At 63.8% G+C, this 24,755-nt stretch carries 20 protein-coding genes; 11 read left to right on the top strand and 9 right to left on the bottom strand.

The window, feature by feature from the left end:
• Nucleotides 1–87 precede the first annotated feature (87 nt).
• From PPA02S_RS09805 to arcD (PPA02S_RS09795), 3 genes are all read right to left on the bottom strand, one after another.
• Entirely contained in the window at nt 88–1,098 is a 1,011-nt protein-coding gene (locus tag PPA02S_RS09805; RefSeq protein WP_028631490.1) for an ornithine carbamoyltransferase, read from the bottom strand.
• A 65-nt stretch (nt 1,099–1,163) separates the two neighbouring features.
• Nucleotides 1,164–2,417, bottom strand: coding sequence for an arginine deiminase (arcA, locus tag PPA02S_RS09800; protein WP_028631489.1), 1,254 nt, complete (start codon nt 2,415–2,417; stop codon nt 1,164–1,166).
• Between the two features lie 33 nt (nt 2,418–2,450).
• Entirely contained in the window at nt 2,451–3,878 is a 1,428-nt protein-coding gene (gene arcD, locus PPA02S_RS09795) for an arginine-ornithine antiporter (protein ID WP_028631488.1), read from the bottom strand.
• Nucleotides 3,879–4,320: 442 nt separating this feature from the next.
• On the opposite strand from arcD (PPA02S_RS09795), the gene arcD (PPA02S_RS09790) reads away from it, so the two are divergent.
• The gene (gene arcD / locus PPA02S_RS09790; RefSeq protein WP_028631487.1) at nt 4,321–5,748 is read left to right on the top strand and encodes an arginine-ornithine antiporter; all 1,428 of its coding nucleotides are present in this window, start codon (nt 4,321–4,323) and stop codon (nt 5,746–5,748) included.
• On the opposite strand, the gene PPA02S_RS09785 is transcribed toward arcD (PPA02S_RS09790), so the two are convergent.
• From PPA02S_RS09785 to gap, 6 genes are all read right to left on the bottom strand, one after another.
• On the bottom strand, nt 5,728–6,141 hold the full coding sequence (locus PPA02S_RS09785; protein ID WP_028631486.1) for a YbaN family protein: 414 nt from the start codon (nt 6,139–6,141) through the stop codon (nt 5,728–5,730). The two genes, arcD (PPA02S_RS09790) and PPA02S_RS09785, sit on opposite strands and share 21 nt — an antisense overlap.
• Nucleotides 6,142–6,193: 52 nt before the next feature.
• The gene (locus tag PPA02S_RS09780; protein WP_028631485.1) at nt 6,194–6,787 is read right to left on the bottom strand and encodes a biliverdin-producing heme oxygenase; all 594 of its coding nucleotides are present in this window, start codon (nt 6,785–6,787) and stop codon (nt 6,194–6,196) included.
• 137 nt (nt 6,788–6,924) lie between these two features.
• A complete protein-coding gene (locus PPA02S_RS09775; RefSeq protein ID WP_028631484.1) occupies nt 6,925–9,516 on the bottom strand; it encodes a TonB-dependent receptor in 2,592 nt (863 codons plus the stop codon).
• A gap of 151 nt (nt 9,517–9,667) precedes the next feature.
• Complete coding sequence (locus PPA02S_RS09770) at nt 9,668–10,630, bottom strand: FecR family protein (protein ID WP_028631483.1); 963 nt, start codon at nt 10,628–10,630, stop codon at nt 9,668–9,670.
• Between the two features lie 86 nt (nt 10,631–10,716).
• Nucleotides 10,717–11,229: an RNA polymerase sigma factor gene (locus PPA02S_RS09765; protein ID WP_028631482.1), complete on the bottom strand. Its 513-nt coding sequence runs from the start codon at nt 11,227–11,229 to the stop codon at nt 10,717–10,719.
• A 113-nt stretch (nt 11,230–11,342) separates the two neighbouring features.
• Nucleotides 11,343–12,344, bottom strand: coding sequence for a type I glyceraldehyde-3-phosphate dehydrogenase (gene gap / locus PPA02S_RS09760; RefSeq protein WP_028631481.1), 1,002 nt, complete (start codon nt 12,342–12,344; stop codon nt 11,343–11,345).
• 263 nt (nt 12,345–12,607) lie between these two features.
• On the opposite strand from gap, the gene edd reads away from it, so the two are divergent.
• The 10 genes from edd (at nt 12,608) to PPA02S_RS09710 (ending at nt 24,740) form a co-directional block, all read left to right on the top strand.
• Nucleotides 12,608–14,434, top strand: coding sequence for a phosphogluconate dehydratase (gene edd / locus PPA02S_RS09755; protein WP_028631480.1), 1,827 nt, complete (start codon nt 12,608–12,610; stop codon nt 14,432–14,434).
• A complete protein-coding gene (locus tag PPA02S_RS09750; protein WP_028631479.1) occupies nt 14,431–15,390 on the top strand; it encodes a glucokinase in 960 nt (319 codons plus the stop codon). Before edd ends, PPA02S_RS09750 begins: the two co-directional genes overlap by 4 nt.
• 1 nt (nt 15,391) lies before the next feature.
• Nucleotides 15,392–16,117: a two-component system response regulator GltR gene (gene gltR / locus PPA02S_RS09745; protein WP_028631478.1), complete on the top strand. Its 726-nt coding sequence runs from the start codon at nt 15,392–15,394 to the stop codon at nt 16,115–16,117.
• The gene (locus PPA02S_RS09740) at nt 16,098–17,552 is read left to right on the top strand and encodes an ATP-binding protein (RefSeq protein WP_028631477.1); all 1,455 of its coding nucleotides are present in this window, start codon (nt 16,098–16,100) and stop codon (nt 17,550–17,552) included. Before gltR ends, PPA02S_RS09740 begins: the two co-directional genes overlap by 20 nt.
• A gap of 122 nt (nt 17,553–17,674) precedes the next feature.
• Nucleotides 17,675–18,925, top strand: coding sequence for a D-mannose isomerase (locus PPA02S_RS09735; RefSeq protein WP_028631476.1), 1,251 nt, complete (start codon nt 17,675–17,677; stop codon nt 18,923–18,925).
• A gap of 103 nt (nt 18,926–19,028) precedes the next feature.
• Nucleotides 19,029–20,315 carry an ABC transporter substrate-binding protein gene (locus tag PPA02S_RS09730; RefSeq protein WP_028631475.1) on the top strand — a complete coding sequence of 429 codons (1,287 nt, stop codon included), beginning with the start codon at nt 19,029–19,031 and terminating at the stop codon, nt 20,313–20,315.
• Between the two features lie 125 nt (nt 20,316–20,440).
• Entirely contained in the window at nt 20,441–21,349 is a 909-nt protein-coding gene (locus tag PPA02S_RS09725) for a carbohydrate ABC transporter permease (RefSeq protein ID WP_028631474.1), read from the top strand.
• Complete coding sequence (locus PPA02S_RS09720; protein ID WP_028631473.1) at nt 21,342–22,187, top strand: carbohydrate ABC transporter permease; 846 nt, start codon at nt 21,342–21,344, stop codon at nt 22,185–22,187. The genes PPA02S_RS09725 and PPA02S_RS09720 overlap by 8 nt, the downstream gene beginning before the upstream one ends.
• A 3-nt stretch (nt 22,188–22,190) precedes the next feature.
• Entirely contained in the window at nt 22,191–23,345 is a 1,155-nt protein-coding gene (locus PPA02S_RS09715) for an ABC transporter ATP-binding protein (protein WP_028631472.1), read from the top strand.
• A gap of 102 nt (nt 23,346–23,447) precedes the next feature.
• Nucleotides 23,448–24,740: a carbohydrate porin gene (locus PPA02S_RS09710; protein WP_245614665.1), complete on the top strand. Its 1,293-nt coding sequence runs from the start codon at nt 23,448–23,450 to the stop codon at nt 24,738–24,740.
• Nucleotides 24,741–24,755: the final 15 nt, after the last annotated feature.

The raw sequence follows: 24,755 nt of genomic DNA, 5'->3' as shown, positions 1-24,755 counted from the left end.
AAGCTTCAAGCTTCAAGGAGAGGCGGGGGCGCGTAATGGGCCGCTTTTTCTTGTGGCTTGGAGCTCGAAGCTTGCAGCTGTAAGCGTTTAGAGGTCAGCCAGGGTCGATACCAGGATCGCCTTGATGGTGTGCATGCGGTTTTCGGCCTGCTCGAACGCGATGCAGGCGGGCGATTCGAACACGTCGTCGGTCACTTCGATGCCGTTGGCCAGGTCCGGGTACTGTTCGGCGATCTGCTTGCCTACCTTGGTTTCGCTGTTATGGAATGCCGGCAGGCAGTGCATGAACTTGGTCCGTGGGTTGCCGCTGGCCTTCATCAGCTCAGGGTTCACCTGGTAGGGTTTGAGCAGCTTGATGCGCTCGCCCCAGGCTTCGATCGGCTCGCCCATCGACACCCACACGTCGGTGTGGATGAAGTCCACGCCCTTGACCGCAGCCTTGGCGTCTTCGGTGAGGGTAATGCGTGCGCCGCTTTCCTCGGCGTACTGCTTGCAGCGCTGCACCAGGTCATCGTGGGGCCACAGGCTCTTGGGCGCGGCGATGCGCACATCCATGCCCAGCTTGGCGCCGATCAGCAGCAGGGAGTTGCCCATGTTGTTGCGCGCATCACCCAGGTAGGCGTAGCTGATGTCGTGCAGCGGCTTGTCGCTGTGCTCACGCATGGTCAGCACGTCGGCGATCATCTGGGTGGGGTGGTATTCGTCGGTCAGGCCGTTGAATACGGGGACGCCCGCGAACTTGGCCAGTTCTTCGACAATTTCCTGCTTGAAGCCCCGGTACTCGATGGCGTCGTACATGCGCCCGAGTACGCGGGCAGTGTCCTTCATGCTTTCCTTGTGGCCGATCTGCGACGAGTTGGGGTCGATGTAGGTGACGTTGGCGCCCTGGTCGTAGGCGGCCACCTCGAATGCGCAGCGGGTGCGGGTGGAGGTTTTTTCGAAGATCAGGGCGATGTTGTTGCCCTTGAGGTGTTGCTGTTCGGTGCCGGTGTACTTGGCCCGCTTGAGGTCACGGGACAGGTCCAGCAGGTAGCGCAGCTCGCGGGTGGTGTGGTGTTCGAGGCTGAGCAGGTTGCGGTTGCGGATGTTGAACGCCATGACGGTTCTCCTTGGAGTGCTGAACGCGCCGGCCGCCACCGGGTGGGGCGGCCGGGGTGAGGGAGTCAGTAGTCGATCGGGTCGCGCACGATCGGGCAGGTCATGCAATGGCCACCGCCGCGGCCGCGGCCCAGTTCGCCAGCGCTGATGGTAATCACCTCCACGCCGGCCTTGCGCAGCAGGGTGTTGGTGTAGGTGTTGCGGTCGTAGCCAATCACCACGCCCGGCTCCAGGGCCACCACGTTGTTGCCGTCGTCCCACTGCTCGCGCTCGGCGGCAAAACTGTTGCCGCCGGTTTCGACCACGCGCAGCTTCACGCCCAATTGCTCGCCCACCACCTCGATGAACGATTTGTGTTCGCGGCGCACGTCCATGCCATAGGGCTTGCTCTCGTCGGGGTGGATGATGAACGGCACGATCTCACTCACCACTTCCGGGAAAACCGTGACCAGGTCGCGGTCACAGAAGCTGAAGACCGTGTCCAGGTGCATGGCAGCGCGGGATTTCGGCAGGCCAGCCACGATCACCTTCTGTACCGCGCCCTTGGCGAACAGGCTCTGGGCCAGTTGGCCGATGGCCTGGCGCGAGGTGCGCTCACCCATGCCGATCAGCACGATGCCGTTGCCGATCGGCATCACGTCGCCGCCTTCGAGGGTGGCCTGGCCGTGCTGCTTGTCCGGGTCGCCATACCACACCTGGAAATCGGCGCCGGTGAACTGCGGGTGGAACGTGTAGATGGCGGTAGCCAACAGGGTTTCCTGGCGGCGTGCCGGCCAGTACATGGGGTTGAGCGTGACGCCACCGTAGATCCAGCACGTGGTGTCACGGGTGAACTGGGTATTGGGCAGTGGCGGCAGGATGAAGCTCGAATGGCCCAGGTAATCGTTGTACATCTTGACCACTTCGGCCCCTTCGCTCTGGGGCAGGTCCTGGCCCGCCACACCGCCGATCAGGAATTCGGCCAGGTGGCGCGGCTCCAGGCCTTCGAGCCAGCTGCGCACTTCGTTGGTCAGGCCCACGCCGACGGTGTCGGGGGTGATCTTGCGGTCCAGTATCCATTTCAGCGCTTCAGGTTGCTGCACGATATCGGTCAGCAGGTTGTGCATTTCCAGCACATCCACCCCGCGTTCGCGCATCTTGGTGACGAAGTCGAAATGGTCACGCTTGGCCTGGTCCACCCAGATCACATCGTCGAACAGCAGTTCGTCACAATTGCTGGGGGTAAGGCGCTTGTGAGCCAGCCCCGGGGCGCACACCAGCACCTTGCGCAGCTTGCCGGCTTCGGAATGCACACCGTATTTCTGTTTCTCAGCGGACATGGTTTCTATCCTCCATACGATTGAAAACGTGGGTCACAGCGTGAGGAAACCGCGGTACAGGCCAAAGGCTGCCACCAGGGCGCCGATGACCACGGCCGTGAAGATCAGCTTTTCCACGCGGGTGAACACTGGCTGGCCCAGTTCCCGCTTGGCCTTGGCGAACAGGATCGCGCCAGGGGCGTAGAGCAGGGCCGAAAGCAGCAGGTATTTCACCCCGCCGGCGTACAGCAGCCAGATGGCATAAAGCAGGGCGATGCCACCGATCAGCAGGTCTTTGCGGCGCTCGCGCAGGGCCTGTTGGTAGGTTTCCCCGCGCACGGCCAGCAATACGGCGTAGGCAGCCGACCACAGGTAGGGCACCAGGATCATCGAGGTGGCGAGGTAGATCAGGGACAGGTAGGTGCTGTTGGAGAACAGCGTGATCACCAGAAATACCTGCACCATGGCGTTGGTCAGCCACAGGGCGTTGGCGGGTACCTGGTTGGCATTCTCGCGGCGCAGGAACGCCGGCATGGTGTGGTCCTTGGCGGCAGCGAACATGATCTCGGCGCACAGCAGCACCCACGACAGCAGCGCCCCCAGCAGCGAGATGATCAGCCCGACGCTGATCAGCACCGCGCCCCAGTGGCCAACCACATGCTCCAGCACGGCCGCCATCGACGGGTTCTGCAGGCCGGCCAGCTCGGGTTGGGTCATGATGCCCAGCGACAGCACGTTGACCAGCACCAGGAACAGCAGCACGGTAATGAAGCCGATCACCGTGGCCTTGCCCACGTGGGCGCGCCTGGCTGCGCGGGACGAGAAGATGCTGGCGCCCTCGATACCGATGAACACCCACACGGTCACCAGCATCATGTTGCGCACCTGGTTCATCACGCTGCCCAGCTCGGGCGTGCCAGCCCCCCAGATGTCGGCCGTGAACACATCCAGCTTGAATGCAAACAGGCAGATGAGCGCGAACAGCACCAGTGGGACGACCTTGGCCACGGTGGTGACCAGGTTGATGAAGGCGGCTTCCTTGATGCCGCGCAGCACCAGAAAATGCACCGCCCACAGCAGTACCGAGGCGCCGATGATGGCGGCAGGTGTGTTGCCCTCGCCGAAGAGCGGGAAGAAGTACCCCAGGGTGCTGAACAGCAGCACGAAGTAGCCGACGTTGCCTAGCCAGGCGCTGATCCAGTAGCCCCAGGCCGACGAAAAGCCCATGTAGTCGCCAAACCCGGCCTTGGCGTAGGCGTACACCCCGCCGTCAAGGTCAGGCTTGCGGTTGGCCAGGGTCTGGAACACGAACGCCAGGGTCAGCATGCCCACGGCGGTAATGGCCCAGCCAATCAGGACGGCGCCAACACCTGCGCTGGCGGCCATGTTCTGCGGCAGTGAAAAGATGCCGCCACCGATCATGGAACCGACCACAAGTGCAACTAGTGCACCGAGTTTAAGTTTTCCCGAACCATCAGACATTTAACAACTCCTGCCAGGAGAAAGTTGACATCAGATTAAATCCGACGCCGTGGCCATGCCCTGATGTGGATCAGTGCACAGCAGTGTGAAGTAGTAAAAAAACTTCACGGGGCTCCTGGAGAGTGCCGACTGCTTCGGCTGCAGGCCTGGTGTGCTGGCACCTCCATGTCATTCCAGAGCAGTGGCTCTTGATGGCCTGCGAGGGTTGAAACTAGACGGTTTTGCCGTGATCGCAAATTTTTTCTGAAATTAAAAGTTTTAACGGTTTAGTGTGAAGGGCTTGGCAAACGCGAGGTTTTTACAAGCGCGCTGCATAGACAATTGGGTTATGAATGGGGCAGGTAAGCGGCGTGGGATACGCGATGCGTACAGTGGCTTATATAAGCAATAATGCGGTTACATCTGTATGACGACCGTTCAGCGATAGGATGTGGCTTGAAGCATGGGCGAAAACACGCAGAAACTTCCGCTGGGTGCGCTGATCGCGTTGGTGGTGGGCTCCATGATTGGGGGCGGCATCTTTTCATTGCCGCAGAACATGGCAGCGCGAGCCGGCGCCGGCGCGGTGCTGATCGGCTGGGCGATCACTGCGGTGGGTATGCTGGCGCTGGCATTCGTGTTCCAGACCCTGGCCAACCGCAAGCCTGAGCTCGACTCAGGGGTTTATGCCTATGCCAAGGCCGGGTTTGGCGAGTACATGGGCTTTTCGTCGGCCTGGGGGTACTGGATCAGTGCCTGGCTGGGCAATGTCGGCTACTTCGTGCTGTTGTTCAGCACCTTGGGCTTTTACTTCCCGGTGTTCGGCGAAGGCAATACGCCTGCTGCCATCGGCTGCGCGTCGGTGCTGCTGTGGGCCGTGCATTTTCTGGTGATGCGCGGCATCAAGGAAGCCGCGTTCATCAACCTGGTCACCACCGTGACCAAGGTGGTGCCGCTGGTGCTGTTCGTGGTGATCGCGGCCTGCGCGTTTCGCGCCGATATCTTTACCCGGGATATCTGGGGCCAGGGCAGCCCACAGCTGGGCAGTGTGCTGGAACAGGTGCGCAACATGATGCTGGTGACGGTATTTGTGTTTATCGGCATCGAGGGGGCCAGTGTCTACTCCGGGCGGGCCCAGCACCGGGCGGACGTGGGCAAGGCCACGGTGGTCGGCTTTGTCGGTGTGCTGGCGTTGTTGGTGCTGGTCAACGTGCTGTCGCTGGGCATCATGGCCCAGCCCGAGCTGGCCGGGCTGCAGAACCCCTCGCTGGCTGCGGTACTGGCGCATGTCGTCGGGCCGTGGGGGGCGTTGCTGATCAGCCTTGGCCTGGCGGTTTCGCTGTTGGGTGCCTTGCTGTCGTGGGCGCTGTTGTGCGCCGAGATCCTCTATGCCACGGCTCGGGATCACACCATGCCGCGCTTTCTCGCCAGGGCGAACAACAACCAGGTGCCGGTCAACGCCTTGTGGCTGACCAACAGCATGATCCAGGGGTTCCTGCTGATTACGCTGGTATCTGCTGGCACCTATACCAGCCTCATCTACCTGGCATCGTCGATGATTCTGGTGCCTTACCTGTGGTCGGCGGCCTACGCGGTGTTGCTGGCCATACGCGCAGAGACTTACGCAGGGCAGCCCGCTGTGCGCCGCAAGGACCTGGCGGTGGCGCTGGTGGCCTTGCTGTATGCCCTGTGGCTGCTGTACGCCGGTGGCCTGAAGTACCTGCTGTTGTCGGCGTTGCTGTATGCGCCTGGTGTCATCCTGTTTGCCAAGGCCAGGCACGAACGGGGGCTGGCGCTGTTCAGCACGTGGGAAAAGCTGATATTCGCAGCGGTGCTGGCAGGCGCGGGCCTGGCCGCGTTCGCGCTGTATTCAGGGCTGCTGAGCCTGTGAGGGGGCCGGGCAGGTGTGTTCTGGGCGGGACCAGATCCACAGGTTGCCCAGGGTCATGCCGGCAATGGCCAGGTACACGGGCCAGTGATGCTCGAGAAACACCAGCATCAGCCCTGCACACAGCAACATGCTGACCGTGGCACTGACCTTGGCCCGCCGCTTGATCACCTTGCCGTTACGCCAGTTGTAGAGGATGGGGCCGAACAGGCGGTGGTTTTCCAGCCAGGCTGACAGGCGCGGCGAGCTGCGCGTCGCCGCCCAGGCCGACAACAGGATGAATTCGGTGGTCGGCAGGCCAGGAATGACGATGGCGACCAAGCCCACCCCAAGGCTTACGTAAGCCAGGATTCCATACAGCAGGCGGGCGAGTTTCGAGCGGGCAGGTTGGGTCATGGTCTCACTGCAAAAACGGTTCGGCCACCGGTCAGGTGCCAGGTACAGCGTATCAGACCAACTGGGCGTCCACGGCGTAGGCGTGTTTCAGCAGTTCGGTGAAACGCGCAAAGGCAGCCACTGCGCCGCGCTCTGCCGCCGCATCTTCCTCGGCCGTAAGGTCCAGGCCATCAAGAATGCGGGTGAACTGCTTCCAGCCCTCGGCCCGTCCGCCTAGCGGCTCGCCCAGGTGGCGGGCGCCGAAGCTGTCGGAGAGGCCCAGCGCAGCGGCGCGCTTGATCAGAAACGCAGCCCCCAGTTTGGAGCCTTCGGAGACGAAGATCCAGCCCATCGCTTCACCCAGGCTGGGGGCCTGCAGGGGACCACGCAGGGCGGCGGGTGCTTGCGTGCCCAGGTCGGCCAGGTCCAGCAGTGCCTGCTGGGCGCGGCAGCGTTGGGTGAGGTCGGGGACAATGGCAACCAGGGTGGGGTCGTTGTACAAGGGCTGCAGTTCGGCCTGGAACAGGTACTGGGCAACGACGAAGCGGGCAAAGCTTTCGCGGCTGTCGAAGGGGGCGTGGGCCTTGACCAGGGCATCCAGCTCGGCGTGCGGGGCGTGGGTGACCTGGTTCAGGCGCTGGGAGCGCAGGGCTGGGCGGTCGGGCATGGGGCAATCCTTGGATGAGGGGTGTTTGAATACAAGACGAAGCAGTGGGGGCGGGTGCGTAAAAAAAGTGATGACCGTCTGGTGGGGCGCCGCGTGGGCGGCGCATCGCGAGCAACGCTCACTCCACCGAGGGCCTGTCAGATATCCCAGACGACGTTGATGCCAAAATTGCGGCCCGGCATGCTCAGGCGGTCGATGTTGGCGGGTTGGGTCACTGCTGCTTCACCCTGGCCGTCATAGCTGCGCACCGAGTCCCACTGCCAGTATTTTTTGTCGGTGAGGTTGTACAGGCCCGCGTTGATGGTGACGTCGTCGGTCACCTTGTAGTAACCGGTCAAATCCAGCACGCCGTAGCCGGGGGTGCGGAACTTCGATGCCGAGCCATCGGGGGCGTAGTAGGTGCTGTCGTCGACGCGGGTCTTGCGCTTGACCAGCGTCCAGCTCAGCAGGCCACCGTAGTGCTGTTGGTCATAGCCCAGGCCGAACACGCCCTTGAGCGGGTTGACAGTGTTCAGCGGCTGGCCGCTGTCATCGTTGCGGCCGTAGGTGTAGGCCAGCGAGCCCTGCGCATACAGGCCTGGCGCAGCGCCAAGCTGATCGAGGTTCAGGCGGCCCTTGACCTCGGCGCCCTTGATGGTGGCGTGCTTGATGTTGTTGGCCTGGAAGGTCTGCTCCAGGTTGCTGCTCTGCACGGCGTCTTCGTCGATGAAGTCGCGGTACTTGTTGTAGAACACCGCCACATCGAAGTGGCCCGCATCGAAATTGCCACGCAGCCCGGTTTCGAAGCTCTTGCTCTTTTCTGGTTCCAGGTTTGGGTTGCCCTCAACCCGGTAACCTTGGTCCAGGTTCTGGAAGCGACCGTACATGGCCTTGGCGGTTGGCGTGCGGAAGCCCTCGGCGTACTGGCCATAGGCGGTGTAGTGGTCGTAGAACGCGTAGGTCAGGCCGAACTTGGGCGAAACCCGGTGCCAGTTGCGGGCAGAATCGTCCTGGGAGGTAGGCGCCGTACCGGTGGCTTCCAACCCGCGCAGAAAACGTTCGGTGAAGCGCGGCTCCATGCGGGTGTAGTCGTAGCGGGCACCGGGCAGGAAGGTCCAGTTGTGCCAGCGGATTTCATCCTGCACGAACAGGCTGTAGGTGTTCACGGTCGGGTCCGGGAAATCGCTGACCAGCGCCTGGCCATCGCGGGCACTGTCCTGGCCGATACCACGGCAGGTGCCGCCGATGTTCACGCAAGTGCCGGTGCCGCTGCGCGACCCGGTGATCTTCTCGTGCTTGAGGGTCGTGCCGTAGGTCAGCAGGTGGTCGGTTTCGCCTAGGCTGAAGGCTTTGTCCAGCTGGGCGTCGAAGACCCATTGGCGGTCCTTGTAGGTGGTCTGACGGTCGCGCAGCACCTGCCGCCCGGAGGCCACGTACAACTCGTCGGTGCGTTGGTCGGTCTTGGCGATCTGGTAGTTGAGGCTCCACTTGACCTGGTCGGCCAGCACACTGTCGAGCGCGAACTGGTGGTTGATGCCAAAGCGCTCGCGGGTGATGGTGTCGTTGCCGGTGCGCATGCGGTAGGAATTCATGGCGCCAAAGCCGGGAATGAACGGGCCGCCCACTGCACTCAGAATGTTCTGGTCACGGTCGTCCTTGTAGCGTTCGTAGGTCAGGCCCAGCCGTGCGTCATCCGCCAGGTTCCAGCCTACCTTCGCCAGTACGTTGGTGGTGCGCGCGTCCATGGGGTTGGCTTCGGTGCGCGACAGGCCGGTGCCGCCATGGTTGCCGTAGCTCTCGGTTTCGTGGCCGTTGCGCTGGCTCAGGTGCAGCAGGGCGTCCACGTCACCCTGGCGCCCAGCGACGGTGGCGGAGGTCAGCCAGCTTTCGTCTGCCGAGCTGTAGCCGGCTTTCAGGCGCGCGCCGGCGTCCTGGCCGGGCTTGATGATGTCTTCCGGGTCCAGCGTGAAGTAGCTCACGGCACCACCGATGGCATTGCTGCCGTACAGCACCGACGCAGGCCCGCGCAGGATCTCCACGCGCTTGACGATTTCTGGGTCTACGTAATTACGCTGGGTTTGCGCGTATGGGCCGTAGAAGAAGCTGTCCGGGATCGACACCCCGTCGATCTGGGTGAGAATGCGCTCACCATCGATGCCGCGGATGTTGAAACCGTTGAGGCCGCTGCGCTGCCCGGTGCCGGCCACCGAGACACCGGGTTCGTAGCGCACCAGGTCCTGGATGCTGTTGACGTTGTTGCGGTCCAGTTGCTCGCGGGTATGCACGCTGACCGTACTGGGCACCTGCGCCACGTCCTGGGCGCTGCGGGTAGCACTGACGGTCATCTGCTGCAGGGCGACCACGCTGCCACCGGCTTTGCTTTCAAGTACCACGTTACCGTTGCTGATCTTGCGATACGCCAGGCCCGTGCCCCGCAGCAGGCGCTCCAGTGCTGCTTCTGGTGGCAGGGAGCCTTGCACCCCTGGGGACGCGACACCGTCGGCCAGCTGGGCGTTGAAACCCACCTGCCAACCGGTGACCTGGCTGAACGTGTTGATCGCCGATACCAGGGGTTGCTGGTGGATGCTGAAGCGGTAGTCGCCCATGCGCGAGGTGCTGGCGCTGGCAGCTGGCTGGTCCGCCCAGGCCGGCAGGCTGCAGGCCCCGCAGGCGAGCAGCGCCAGGGTCAGCAGAGACAGACGCCCCGAACGGTGAGGGCGGGTGGACGGGCAATGGGTACCTGTGGACATCGAAAGCGCTCCCTGACGCGCGGTCTGTGATAGGTGATGGCTGCTCTTGTTTTGAACAAGAATCAGTTGCATTGGCTATGACGAGACGGACGAGCCCTTCAGAGTGCGTAAAAATAATTCGCGCACGGCGCCTGCTGCGGGTGAAAAGTGGTCAGTTCAGGATGACCAGCGCGGGGTATTCATGCAGCTGTGCGGAGGTGATATGTGCCAGCGCGCGCAAGGTTTCCAGCGGCTGGTCCAGGCGATAGTTGCCGGTGACCGCAACGTCTTCAAGGCGTGCGTTGCGGTTGATGATCCAGCCTGGGTAATAGCGGCGCAGTTCGGCCAGTACCTGGCTGAGTGGGCAGTTCTCGAATACCAGGCGGCCGTCGACCCAGGCCAGGTCCTTGCGCATGTCCAGGCGCTGGGGTGTACCAAAGCCCTGCGGGCCCACGCTGATGCTGTCGCCCGCGCGCAGGCGGATGCGCTGATCACGTTCGCCCTGCAGGTCGACATCGCCGCGCTGTACCCTGACCAGTGCCTCACCACCCAGGTAGCGCACGGCAAAATCGGTGTCGCGTGCCTGTGCCCGCAACGGCCCCGCCTGCACTTCGAGCGGCTGCGGCGCGCCCTCGGGTACCTGGAAGTAGGCTTCGCCCTGCAGCAGGCGGGCAACTTCGCGCCCGCCCTTGCGGTCACTGGCAAAGGCCGAGTTGGTGTTCAGCAGCACCTTGGCCCCACCTTGCAGCTCCACACGCTGGCGTTCACCCACCACAGTGAGGTGATCGGCCTGCAGGCGCACGGGCAGGTTGCCGAACGTGAACAGCCCGGCCACCAGCAAGGCTGCCGTGGCCAGGGGTTTCCAGTGGCTGCGTACGCGGCCACGCCAACTGCGGCGCTGTTGCCGGTGCAGCCGGGTAGCGGCGTGGTGCACCGCTGCGCCGTTCCACAAGGCTTCTGCTGCAACGTAGGCCTCTGCGTTTTCCGGCGCGGCGCTTAGCCAGGCCTCGAACGCCTGGGTGTCGGCGGCGTCGGCGCACTGCAGGCGCACCAGCCAGTCCAGCGCCTCGTCCTGGGCACGTGCACGGGGGCTGGGCCCGGCAGGTGACGGGCGAGGGGCAGGGTGGTCTGTCACGGTGAGTCCTTGCGTGGTTGATTCCGGATGATCAGGGCTCCGGCACGGCGTGGCAAGTGGCTGGGTTTGCTAAAGGCCCGTAACGCTCATTCGAGCCGCTCGGCCACTCCCAAGCAGATCGCCATGATCAGTTTCAGTTCCTTTTGCACCGTACTGGACGACACCCCCAACTGCTCGGCTATTTCCAGGTAGGTGGCGCCGTGCAGGCGGTTGAGGATGAAGATGCGCTGTTGGCGCTGGCTCAGCTGGTTCAGGCTGACGCTCAGGTGCTTGAGCAACTGTTCGGCGTGGGCGGCATCTTCGCTGCTGCTGGCCGGGGCGGCAACGTTGTGCAACACGGCTTCTGGCACATCGTCCACCAGCATGCGTGCCTGCACCCGGCGAGCCCGCAGGTGGTCCAGTGCTAGGTTGCGGGCCGTCTGGAACACAAAGGGCTCGATGTGTTCGATGGGTCGCTCACCCAGCGCGCGGGCCACCCGCAGGTAGGTTTCCTGCAGCAGGTCTTCGGCGGTGCTGCGGTTACCGACCATGCGCTGCAAGGTGCGCAGAAGGGAGAGGCGCTGAACGAGAAAGACGGAGTTGAACCGGGACTGACTCACGGGGAAACCTGGCCGACGAAGGGTTAATGATAATGCTTATCATCACCTTCGCAGGTCAAGCGGGTAAATGTCATGAAAAGGTAAACGCCGTGCCCGCAGACACGGCGCGGCCTCTAGCGCGCCTGGCAAAGGGCCAGGCAGTTGTCCAGCATGCGGTTGGAGAAGCCCCACTCGTTGTCATACCAGGCCAGCACCTTGAGCATGCGCCCATTGGCCCGGGTGTGGTTGGCATCGAAAATGGAAGACAGCGGGTTGTGGTTGAAGTCGCAGGACACCAGCGGCAGGGCGTTGTAGCCCAGTACCCTGGAGTGCTGGCTGGCTTCGAGGAACAACTGGTTGACCTGCTCGGCAGTGGCTTCGCGCTTGAGGTTGACGGTGAGGTCCACCAGCGACACGTTGATCACCGGCACCCGCACGGCCATGCCGGTCAGCTTGCCTGCCAGTTCCGGCAGCACCAGGCCCACTGCCTCGGCAGCGCCGGTTTTGCTCGGGATCATCGACTGGGTGGCGGAGCGGGCACGGTACGGATCGCTGTGGTACATGTCCGTCAGCACCTGGTCGTTGGTGTAGGCGTGGATGGTGGTCATCAGGCCCTGCTCGATACCGAACTCGCGGTGCAGCACCTGGGCGATCGGCGCCAGGCAGTTGGTGGTGCACGATGCGTTGGAAATGACCTGGTGCGAGGCGCGCAGCACGTCGTGGTTGACCCCGTACACCACGGTGGCATCCGCACCTTTGGAGGGGGCCGACACAATCACTTTGCCAGCGCCTGCCGCCAGGTGTGCAGCGGCCTTGGCGCGGTCGGTGAACAGCCCGGTGCACTCGAAGACCACGTCGACGGCTTCGGCCTTCCAGGGCAGTTCGGCGGGGTTGCGGATGGCGCTGACTGCAATGCGGTCACCGTTGACCGTAAGGCTTTCGTGGTCGGCTTCGACCGTGGCGTCGAAGGTGCCGTGCACGCTGTCGTACTTGAGCAGGTGGGCGTTCATGGTGCTGTCGCCCAGGTCGTTGATGGCGACCACCTGCAGGTCCTGGCGGTAGCCCTGGGTGTAGAGTGCGCGCAGGACGTTGCGCCCGATGCGGCCGAATCCGTTGATGGCGATGCGAAGGGTCATGGCGATACCTCTGGCAGTCCGAGTGAAACCTGTGGCACAAAGATGCTTCACTGAAACGGTTTTGTTGTTGGAATTACAAGATTATTCACTTGCAGATAGAAAACAAGCCTTTTTAGTGGCAGTATTTTGTTTAAACCTACAACGAGTGGTTTGGCCCTTGGCCTTGCCGATGCCGCGCGACGCTCTACCATGAGCCTAGGCTGCAATCGGCGGGGCGCCGGCGCCTGGTAAACCGCCCTTACAATTAGCCTGGAGTCCAGTACATGCATCCGCGCATCCTTGAGGTCACCCAACGGCTGGTCGAGCGTAGCCGCGCCACCCGCGAACGCTACCTGCAGCTGATTCGTGGCGCCGCCAGCGAGGGCCCGATGCGTGCCAGCCTGCAGTGCGCCAACTTCGCCCACGGGGTGGCCGGGTGCGGCACTGAAGACAAACAGACCCTGCGCCTGATGAATGCAGCCAACGTGGCCATCGTTTCGGCCTACAACGACATGCTCTCGGCCCACCAGCCGTACCTGCACTTCCCCGAGCAGATCAAGCAGGCCCTGCGCGAGGTGGGTTCGGTCGGCCAGTTTGCAGGTGGCGTGCCGGCCATGTGCGACGGCGTCACCCAGGGCGAGCCTGGCATGGAACTGGCCATCGCCAGCCGTGAAGTGATCGCCATGTCCACCGCCGTGGCCCTGTCGCACAACATGTTCGACGCGGCGCTCATGCTGGGTATCTGCGACAAGATCGTGCCGGGGCTGATGATGGGCGCCCTGCGCTTCGGCCACCTGCCCACCGTGTTCGTGCCGGGCGGGCCCATGGTGTCGGGCATTTCCAACAAGCAGAAGGCCGACGTGCGCCAGCGCTACGCCGAGGGCAAGGCCAGCCGTGAGGAACTGCTGGAGTCGGAGATGAAGTCCTATCACAGCCCCGGCACCTGCACCTTCTACGGCACCGCCAATACCAACCAGCTGGTGATGGAAGTGATGGGCCTGCACCTGCCGGGTGCGTCATTCGTGAACCCCTATACGCCGCTGCGTGACGCGCTCACCGCCGAGGCGGCGCAGCAGGTCACCCGCATGACCAAGGCCAGCGGCAACTTCATGCCACTGGGCGAAATCGTCGACGAGAAGGCCTTGGTGAATGCCATCGTGGCCCTGCATGCCACCGGGGGCTCCACCAACCATACCCTGCATATCCCCGCCATCGCCCAGGCCGCTGGCATTCAGCTCACCTGGCAGGACATGGCCGACTTGTCCGACGTGGTGCCGACGCTGTCCCACGTCTACCCCAACGGCAAGGCCGACATCAACCACTTCCAGGCCGCTGGTGGCATGGCATTCCTGATCCGCGAACTGCTGGATGCCGGCTTGCTGCACGAAGACGTCAACACGGTGGCGGGTCATGGCTTGCGCCGCTATACACAGGAACCCTTCCTCGACAACGGCAAGCTGGTATGGCGCGAAGGCCCGCAGCAGAGCCTGGACGAAAGTATCCTGCGCCCGGTGGCCCGGCCATTCTCGGCCGAAGGCGGCTTGCGGGTGATGGAGGGCAACCTGGGCCGCGGGGTGATGAAAGTGTCCGCCGTGGCCCCTGAACACCGCGTGGTCGAGGCGCCAGCGCGAATCTTCCACGATCAGCAATCGCTGGCCGATGCCTTCAAGGCCGGCGAGCTGGAGTGCGATTTCGTTGCCGTGGTGCGCTTCCAGGGCCCGCGCTGCAACGGCATGCCCGAGCTGCACAAGCTCACGCCGTTCCTGGGCGTGCTGCAAGACCGCGGCTACAAGGTGGCACTGGTGACCGACGGGCGCATGTCGGGTGCTTCAGGCAAGATCCCGGCCGCCATCCATGTGTGCCCAGAGGCATACGACGGCGGGCCGCTGGCACGGGTGCGCGAGGGTGATAGGGTGCGTGTCGATGGCGCTGAAGGTACGCTACAGGTCATGGTGCCGGCCGATGTGCTGGCCAGCCGCGACCTGCCGCCGGCCCCCCAAGGCAACGACCTGGGGTGCGGGCGTGAGCTGTTCGGCTTCATGCGCATGGCGTTCAGCCCGGCAGAGCAGGGCGCCAGCGCCTTTACCTCTGCCCTGGAGAACCTGAAATGAAGGACCTGCTGGTCGGCGACATCGGCGGCACCAATGCCCGTTTTGCGTTGTGGCGTGACAACCAGTTGCACGAGGTGCGGGTCTTCGCCACCGAGGACTACACCAGCCCGGAGCAGGCCATCGAAACCTACCTGGAAGGCCTGGGCATTCCACGCGGCGGGCTTGCTGCTGCCTGCCTGGCGGTGGCCGGCCCGGTGAATGGCGATGAATTCCGTTTCACCAACAACCACTGGCGCCTGAGCCGCAGCGCGTTCTGCCAACGGCTGCAGGTTGGCCAGTTGCTGCTGATCAACGACTTCACCGCCATGGCCCTGGGCATGACCCGGCTGCGCGACGGTGAGTTTCACGAGGTATGCGCGGGCCAGGCAGACCCGTCCCGGCCAGCGCTGGTGATCGGCCCTGGTACGGGCCTGGGCGTGGGTTCGCTGCTGCGCCTGGGCGAGCGGCGCTGGCATGCCTTGCCAGGGGAGGGCGGTCATGTCGACCTGCCGGTGGGCAACGCCCGGGAAGCGGCGATTCACCAGCATATCCACGGGCAGATTGGCCATGTCAGCGCCGAAACCGTGCTCAGTGGCGGTGGCCTGGTGCGGCTGTACCAGGCCATGTGTGCGCTGGATGGCGACACGCCCAAACACCAGACCCCCGCGCACATTACCGATGCGGCACTGGGTGGCGAGCCGCGGGCACGGGCGGTGGTCGAGCAGTTCTGCCGCTTTCTGGGCCGCGTGGCCGGCAACAACGTGCTCACCCTGGGCGCCCGTGGCGGTGTGTACATCGTGGGTGGCGTGGTGCCGCGCTTTGCCGAGCTGTTCCTGCACAGCGGGTTTGCGGCCAGCTTCGCCGACAAGGGTTGCATGAGCGGGTACTTCCCCGGCATTCCGGTGTGGCTGGTGACCGCGGAGTTTTCCGGGTTGCTGGGGGCCGGGGTGAACCTGCAGCAGGCGCTGGACCACTGACATGAGCGCTGCCGGCAAATCCATCCTGATGGTGGACGACGATCAGGAAATCCGTGAACTGCTGCAAACCTACCTGAGCCGCTCGGGCTTCCAGGTCAATGCCCAGGCCGACGGTGCAGGGTTTCGCCACGCCCTGGAAACCACGCCCTGCGACCTGGTGATCCTGGATGTGATGCTGCCAGATGAAGATGGCTTCAGCCTGTGCCGCTGGGTGCGTCAGCACCCGCGCCAGGCCCGCGTGCCGATCATCATGCTCACGGCCAGCTCCGACGAAACCGACCGGGTCATCGGCCTGGAACTGGGCGCCGACGACTACCTGGGCAAACCCTTCAGCCCGCGTGAACTGCAAGCGCGCATCAAGGCCCTGCTGCGCCGTGCAGAATTTGGCCAGGCTGCGCCGGGCACCGCCGTGCTGGCGTTCGACGAGTGGCGCCTGGACACCGTCAGCCATCGCCTGTTCCACCGTGACGGTGAAGAGGTGATCTTGTCTGGCGCCGACTTTGCCCTGCTCAAGCTGTTTCTCGACCACCCGCAGCAGATCCTCGACCGCGACACCATCGGCAATGCCACACGGGGCCGCGAGCCCATGCCGCTGGACCGCATCGTCGACATGGCGGTCAGCCGCCTGCGCCAGCGGCTGCGCGATACTGACAAACCTCCCCGGTTGATCCGCACGGTGCGCGGCAGCGGCTACCTGCTGGCGGCGCATGTCTGCAATGCGCCCTGAACGGCGCTGGCGCCTGCTGCCGCGCTCGCTGCTGGGGCGCATGCTGCTGCTGACCTTGCTGGTGGTACTGCTGGCCCAAGGCTTGTCGAGCATCATTTGGGTGGCGCAATTGCGCGCCAGCCAACTGCAAGGCCTGCGTGCCAGTGCCAGCAGCCTGGCCCACTCCATGAGCGCCAGTGTCAGTTACTTCCGCTCGTTGCCGGTGGCCTACCGGCCAATGGTGCTCGACCAGTTGCGCAGCATGGGGGGCACACGCTTCTTCGTGTCGCTCAACGCCCGCCCGCTGGACATGCCGGTGCTGCCGGTTACGCCGCGCAAGCAGGCGGTGATCGATGTGTTCCAGCAAGTGCTGCACGAACGGCTGGGTTCGCAGATGGAGGTGTCAGTCGAATTCGTCGGGCCGGACGACCTGCGTATTTTCAATAGCGGGCTCAAGCTGGACGAGCTGCCGCGTTCCTGGGCCCATTACTCCCTGACCCTGGAGCCGCTCAAGCCGCCCGTGCTGGTCACGCAGATCCGCCTGGGCGAAGGGGAGTGGCTGTACATCGCCTCGTTGCTGCCAGAGCCCTACACCAGCCTTGAGGCGCAGCGCCTGCCGCGCCAGCAGCTTGGCTTCATCGTCCTGACCACGGCGTTGCTGTTGCTGTTCATTGGTTTGCTGGTGCATTGGCAAAGCTGGCCACTCAAGCGCCTGGCCCGTGCGGCGCGTGAGCTGTCGCTGGGGGCGGACGTGCCGCCGGTGGCCGAGGCGGGCGGCATCGAAGTGATCGAAGTCAGTCGGGCATTCAACAGCATGCGCGAGCGCATCAGCCGCTACCTGACCGAACGCAGCCAGCTGTTCAGTGCCATTTCCCACGACCTGCGCACCCCCATTACCCGTCTGCGGCTGCGGGTGGAGCTGCTGGAGGACGAGCACCTGCAAGCCAAGTTCAGCCAGGACCTGGACGAACTGGAGCTGCTGGTGAAGGGCGCGTTGCAGTGCGTAAAAGATACCGACATCCATGAAAACATCGAGCCGGTGGACCTCAACCAGGTGCTGGAGATTCTCGCCGAGCCCTATCTGCGCGATGGGCGCATCACCCTGGAAGGCAGGGCACTGGCGCCCTACCCAGGCAAGCCGCTGGCGCTGCGCCGCTGTATCGGCAACCTGATCGACAATGCCATCAAGTACGGCGAGCGGGCGCGGCTGCGCATCATCGACGGTGCGGCCGGCTTCGTGCTGCAGGTCGATGACCAGGGCCCTGGCGTGCCGCAGCAGCAGTTGGAGGAAGTGTTCGAGCCTCATGTGCGGCTTGCCGGGCACCAGCAGGGGTACGGGCTGGGCCTGGGTATCGCGCGCAATATCGCCCATAGCCATGGGGGCGAGGTAAGCCTGCTGAACCTGCGAGAGGGTGGCCTGCGCGTAACCTTGTACCTGCCCCGGGGCATGGACTGACCCCCGCGCCGCCGTTGGCGTTGGCATGTCACTGACTGGTGACAAACATGCCCCCGTTCGTGACACCCCGCCCAGCCCCGCTGGCTAGAATCGCCCCACGACTGGCAAGGATCGAGCTGGCCATGAATAATCACAACACCGCTTCGAACAGCTGGCTGGACGCCCCGGCGCATACTGCCTGGCGCCTGGCCGAAGGCCAACGGCTGCTGGCCTTCGCCAAGGCGGCAAGGCTGCCCGGTGGCTTCGGCAACCTGCAGGCCAACGGCCAACTGGCGCCGGGTGCCTGCGCAGAAACGCTGACCACCGCGCGTATGACCCACTGTTTTGCCCTTGCCCATTTGCAGGGTATCCCGGGTTGTCTGGCCTATGCCGAACACGGCGTGGCCGCATTGCGCGGCCCGCTGTGGGATGAGCATTACCGCGGCTGGTTCGCTCATGCAGAAGGGCGTGAAGACAGTGGCAAGGACGCTTACCTGCACGCCTTCGTTGCCCTGGCTGCCAGCTCGGCAGTGGTAGCCGGCGTTGCCGGTGCGCAGGCGCTGCTCACATCCGCCATACAGGTCATCGAGCAGCATTTCTGGAATGAAGAAGAGGGCGCCCTTCAGGAAACCTTTTCCCGCGCCTGGCAACTGCCCGAGCCGTACCGAGGGGCCAACAGCAACATGCACGGCACCGAGGCGTTCCTGGCCCTGGCCGACGTCACCGGCAACAGCCTGTGGTTGCAGCGGGCCCTACGCATCGCCGAACGCATCATCCACACCCATGCGGCCGCCAGTGGCTACCGGGTGATCGAACACTTCGACGCCTTCTGGCAGCCGGCCAAGGACTACAACCAGGACCACCCGGCCGATCACTTCCGCCCCTACGGCACCACCCCCGGTCACTCCCTGGAGTGGGCGCGGCTGCTGCTGCACCTGGAGGCCAGCCTGCAGCGCTTTGGCCTGCCGGCGCCGGGTTGGCTGCTGGACAGCGCCCAGGCGCTGTTCGAGGCGGCCTGCCAGCAGGCCTGGCAGGCCGATGGCAGCCCAGGGTTTGCCTACACCCTGGACTGGGCTGGCCAGCCGCTGGTACGGGCGCGCCTGCACTGGGTGCACGCCGAGGCCTGCGCCTGTGCGGCTGCCTTGCTGCAGCGAACCGCAGACTCGCGCTACGAGCTGTGGTACCGCCGCTGCTGGGACTTCATCGCCGAGCATTTCATCGACCTGCACGGCGGCAGCTGGCACCACGAACTCGACCCGCACAACTGCCCGGCCGGCACCCTCTGGCCAGGCAAGCCCGATCTCTACCATGCCTACCAGGCCTTGCTGCTGCCAGGCTTGCCGCTTGCCCCGAGCCTGGCCACCGCGTTGGCCGGCAATGTAACCAAACGATGACAATCGCGCATCGCTTCGTTACCTGGCGGGGCGCGCACGCTGTTTAGACTCCATGCAACGCAAGCGACCGACTTGCACGGCATAACAACAATAAGGTGTTTCAATGACTTCCTACCTTCGTCTCGCTGCCGCTATCTCGCTGGCCTCGCTAACCCCCCTTTCTGCCCAAGCTGCCGACGCCAAAGGCACTGTCGAAGTGGTGCACTGGTGGACGTCCGGGGGTGAAAAAGCCGCCGTCGATGTGCTCAAGGCCCAGGTCGAAAAAGACGGTTTCACCTGGAAGGATGGCGCCGTTGCCGGTGGCGGTGGTGCCACCGCCATGACCGTGCTGAAAAGCCGTGCCGTAGCGGGCAACCCGCCGGGCGTGGCCCAGATCAAGGGGCCGGACATCCAGGATTGGGCCGCCACCGGGCTGCTGGACAGCGACGTGCTCAAGGACGTTGCCAAGCAAGAGAACTGGGATTCGCTGCTCGACAAAAAAGTCGCCGACACGGTCAAGTACGACGGTGACTATGTGGCCGTGCCGGTGAACATCCACCGCATCAACTGGCTGTGGATCAACCCCGAAGCCTTCAAGAAAGCCGGTATCGACAAGGCGCCCGCTACCCTTGACGAATTCTACGCAGCCGCCGACAAGCTCAAGGCCGCCGGCATCATCCCGCTCGCCCACGGCGGCCAGCCTTGGCAGGACAGCACGGTGTTCGAGACCGTGGTGCTGTCGGTAATGGGGCCGGATGGCTATAAGAAGGCCTTCGTCGACCTGGACAACGCCACCCTCACCGGGCCTCAAATGATCAAGGCGTTGGCCGAACTCAAGAAGCTTGCCACCTACATGGACCCGGACGGCAAAGGCCAGGACTGGAACCTGGAGGCCGCCAAGGTCATCAACGGCAAGGCCGGCATGCAGATCATGGGCGACTGGGCCAAGAGCGAGTGGACCCTGGCGAAGAAAACCGCCGGCAAGGATTACCAGTGCGTACCCTTCCCGGGTACCGACAAGGCCTTCCTCTACAATATCGATTCGCTGGTGGTGTTCAAGCAGAAGGACGCCGGCACCGCCGCAGGCCAGCAGGACATCGCGCGCAAGGTCATGGGTGAGGAATTCCAGAAGGTGTTCAGCACCAACAAGGGGTCCATCCCGGTGCGCAACGACATGCTCGCCGACATGGGCAAGTACGGTTTCGATGCCTGCGCCCAGACATCGGCCAAGGACTTCCTGGCCGACGCCAAAAATGGCGGCCTGCAGCCAAGCATGGCACACAACATGGCCACCACGCTGGCCGTGCAGGGGGCCTTCTTCGATGTGGTGACCAACTACATCAACGACCCCAAGGCCGACCCGGCCGATGCGGCGAAGAAGCTGGCGGCGGCGATCAAAGCGGCCAAGTAACGCCCTCAGGGCCGTTTCGCCGGCCAGCCGGCGCCTGCAGGCATGCCTGTGTGGCGCGGGCTGGCTGGCGGCAGGGCCGGTACTGACTTGTACAAGGGGCTGCCCAGGCCCCGGGTAATCACACCATGACTACAGCAACCGCGAAACTGCGGGCATCCCCCCTGGACGCCTTGCAGCGCTGGCTACCTAAACTGGTACTGGCGCCCAGCATGTTCATCGTGCTGGTAGGGTTCTACGGCTACATCCTCTGGACCTTCGTGCTGTCCTTCACCACCTCGACCTTCTTGCCCACTTACAAGTGGGCGGGGCTGGCCCAGTATGCGCGGTTGTTCGACAACGACCGCTGGTGGGTGGCGAGCAAGAACCTGCTGGTGTTCGGTGGCCTGTTCATCGCCATCAGCCTGGCCATCGGCGTGTTGCTGGCGGTGCTGCTGGACCAGCGCATCCGCCGCGAAGGCTTCATCCGCACCATTTACCTGTACCCCATGGCATTGTCGATGATCGTCACCGGTACGGCCTGGAAATGGCTGCTGAACCCGGGCATGGGCCTGGACAAGCTGCTGCGCGACTGGGGCTGGGAGGGGTTTCGCCTGGACTGGCTGATCGACCCTGACCGCGTGGTGTACTGCCTGGTGATTGCGGCGGTGTGGCAGGCCTCCGGGTTCATCATGGCGATGTTCCTGGCGGGTTTGCGCGGCGTCGACCCGTCGATCATCCGTGCGGCGCAGATCGACGGTGCCAGCCTGCCGCGCATTTACTGGAAGGTGGTGCTGCCCAGCCTGCGCCCGGTGTTCTTCAGCGCCGTGATGATCCTGTCGCACATTGCCATCAAGAGCTTCGACCTGGTGGCGGCGATGACCGCAGGCGGCCCGGGCTATTCGTCCGACCTGCCGGCCATGTTCATGTACTCGTTCACCTTCAGCCGTGGGCAGATGGGCATGGGCTCGGCCAGTGCCATTCTGATGCTGGGCGCCGTGCTGGCCATCCTGGTGCCCTACCTGTATTCCGAACTGCGGAGCAAACGCCATGCATAGCGCTGTCGACAAACCGGCCTTGAGCCCGGCGCGGCTGGCCATCCATGCCGTGCTGCTGGTGGCGGTACTGCTGTACCTGGTACCGCTGGTGGTGATGCTGCTGACCAGCTTCAAAACCCCCGAAGACATCGGCACCGGTAACCTGCTGAGCTGGCCGACGGCGATCACCACCGTGGGGTGGGTCAAGGCCTGGGGCACGGTGAGTGGCTACTTCTGGAATTCGATATTGATCACCGTGCCGGCGGTGGCCATTTCCACTGCCATCGGTGCGCTGAACGGCTACGTGCTGTCGATGTGGCGGTTCCGCGGCTCGCAGCTGTTCTTTGGGCTGTTGCTGTTCGGCTGCTTCCTGCCGTTCCAGACCGTACTGCTGCCGGCCTCGTTTACCTTGGGCAAGCTGGGCCTGGCCAGCACCACCACCGGGCTGGTGCTGGTGCACGTGGTCTACGGCCTGGCGTTTACCACACTGTTCTTCCGCAACTTCTACGTGAGCATCCCTGATGCACTGGTGAAGGCCGCACGGCTGGACGGGGCCGGGTTCTTCACCATCTTCCGGCGCATCATCCTGCCCATGTCCACGCCCATCATCATGGTCTGCCTGATCTGGCAGTTCACCCAGATCTGGAACGACTTCCTGTTTGGCGTGGTGTTTTCCAGTGGCGACTCGCAACCGATCACCGTGGCCCTGAACAACCTGGTCAACACCAGCACCGGGGCCAAGGAATACAACGTCGACATGGCCGCGGCAATGATCGCGGGGCTGCCGACGCTGCTGGTCTATGTGGTGGCAGGCAAATATTTCGTGCGCGGGCTTACGGCCGGCGCAGTCAAGGGGTAAGTCATGGCAACGCTCGAACTTCGCAATGTGAACAAGACCTACGGCAGCGGCCTGCCGGACACCCTCAAGGACATTCAGCTGGCCATCAAGGACGGGGAGTTTCTGATTCTGGTAGGGCCTTCAGGCTGCGGTAAATCCACGCTGATGAACTGCATCGCTGGCCTTGAGCAGATCACTGGCGGCGCCATTCTGATCGACCAGCAGGACGTCAGCGGCATGAGCCCCAAGGACCGCGACATCGCCATGGTGTTCCAGTCCTATGCGCTGTACCCCACCATGAGCGTGCGGGAAAACATCGAGTTCGGCCTGAAGATCCGCAAGATGCCCCAGGCGGCCATCGACGAAGAGGTGGCGCGGGTGGCCAAGCTGCTGCAGATCGAGCACCTGCTGGCGCGCAAGCCCGCGCAGCTGTCGGGCGGCCAGCAGCAGCGGGTGGCCATGGGCCGTGCGTTGGCGCGCAGGCCAAAGATCTACCTGTTCGATGAGCCGTTGTCCAACCTCGATGCCAAGCTGCGCGTAGAGATGCGCACCGAAATGAAACTGATGCACCAGCGCCTGAAGACCACCACCGTGTATGTCACCCACGACCAGATCGAGGCCATGACCCTGGGTGACAAGGTGGCGGTGATGAAGGACGGCATCATCCAGCAGTTCGGCACCCCGCAGCAGATCTACAACGACCCGGCCAACCAGTTCGTCGCCAGCTTCATCGGCTCGCCGCCTATGAACTTCGTGCCCGTGCGGGTGACGGCGCAGAGCGGCTGCCTGGTGGCCGTGCTGGACAGTGGCCAGGCGCGTTGCGAATTGCCGTTGGCCGGCGCTGCTGCCGAGCTGGAAGGGCGCGAGGTCATATTGGGTATCCGCCCCGAGCAGATCGCCCTGGGCGGTGCGCAGGGCAATGGCCTGCCCGGCATCCGCGCCGAGGTACAGGTTACCGAACCCACCGGCCCCGACCTGCTGGTGTTCGTCACCCTCAACCAGACCAAGGTGTGTTGCCGACTGGCGCCGGATGTGGCGTGCCGGGTGGGTGACACGCTTGCCCTGCAATTCGACCCGGCACGGGTGCTGCTGTTCGACGCTGCAAGCGGCGAACGGCTGCGCCTGGCCAGCACCACCGCAAGCGTAATGGACAACGCGGCTGCCAGTACGGGCCGTTGACTCGTCAACACCATCAAATAAGAAAAAAGAGGACGTAAAGGGATGGAACAGCGCAAACGCACCACCGCCTGGGGCTCACTGGCCCTGTTGGCACCGCTGGCAATGGCCTGCAGCACTGCCGCTCAAGCTGCCGAGGCCTTTTCCAGTGAATCCAAATGGATGACCGGGGACTGGGGTGGCACCCGTACCGAGCTGCTCGACAAGGGCTACGACTTCACCGTCGACTACGTGGGGGAGGTGGCCGGTAACCTGCGCGGCGGCTACAACCACGACAAGACGGCGCGCTACAGCGATCAGTTTGCCCTGGGCGCACACCTGGACCTGCAAAAGATTCTTGGCTGGCACGATGCCGAGTTCAAGCTGGCGATCACCGAGCGCAGCGGCCGCAACCTGTCCAACGACCGCATCAGCGACCCGCGTGCCGGGCAGTTCAGCTCGGTGCAGGAAGTATGGGGCCGTGGCCAGACCTGGCGCCTGACCCAGATGTGGGTCAAGCAGAAGTACTTCGATGGCGCACTGGACGTGAAATTCGGCCGGTTTGGCGAGGGCGAGGACTTCAACAGCTTCCCGTGCGACTTCCAGAACCTGTCGTTCTGCGGCTCGCAGGTGGGTAACTGGGTGGGCGGCATCTGGTACAACTGGCCGGTGAGCCAGTGGGCGCTGCGGGTCAAGTACAACATCACGCCGGAGTTCTTCGTGCAGGTAGGCGCGTACGAGCAGAACCCCTCCAACCTGGAAACCGGCAATGGCTTCAAGCTCAGCGGCAGCGGCACCAAGGGGGCGATCCTGCCGGTGGAAATGGTCTGGTCGCCCAAGGTCAACGGTCTGCCGGGCGAGTACCGCCTGGGTTACTACTACAGCACTGCCGACGCCCAGGACGTTTACAAGGACGTGAACGGCAATGCCCAGGGCATCAGCGGGTCGGGCTTCAAGTCCCATTCCAGCAAGCATGGCTGGTGGGTGGTGGCGCAGCAGCAAGTCACGGCCCAGGCCGGGGACGTCAACCGTGGCCTCAGCCTGTTCGCCAACTTCACCGTGCATGACAAGGCCACCAACGTGGTGGACAACTACCAGCAGGTGGGCATGGTGTACAAAGGCGCGTTCGATGCACGCCCCAAAGACGACATCGGCTTTGGTATCGCGCGTATCCATGTCAACGACGATGTGCGCAAGCGCGCGCAGCAGCTCAACGCGCAAAGCGGCATCGACGATTACAACAACCCGGGCTTCGTGCCGCTGCAGCGCACCGAGTACAACGCCGAGCTGTACTACGGTTTCCACGTGACCAACTGGCTGACCGTGCGCCCCAACCTGCAGTACATCAAGAGCCCGGGCGGGGTGGACGAAGTGGATAACGCGCTGGTCGCAGGCCTGAAGATTCAGTCGTCATTCTGACGCCATTTGTTGTAA

Origin of the sequence: Pseudomonas parafulva NBRC 16636 = DSM 17004, from assembly GCF_000730645.1 — a bacterium.
In the GTDB taxonomy this organism is placed as follows: Bacteria; Pseudomonadota; Gammaproteobacteria; order Pseudomonadales; family Pseudomonadaceae; genus Aquipseudomonas; species Aquipseudomonas parafulva.
This window is presented reverse-complemented; position numbering and strand designations above follow the sequence as displayed.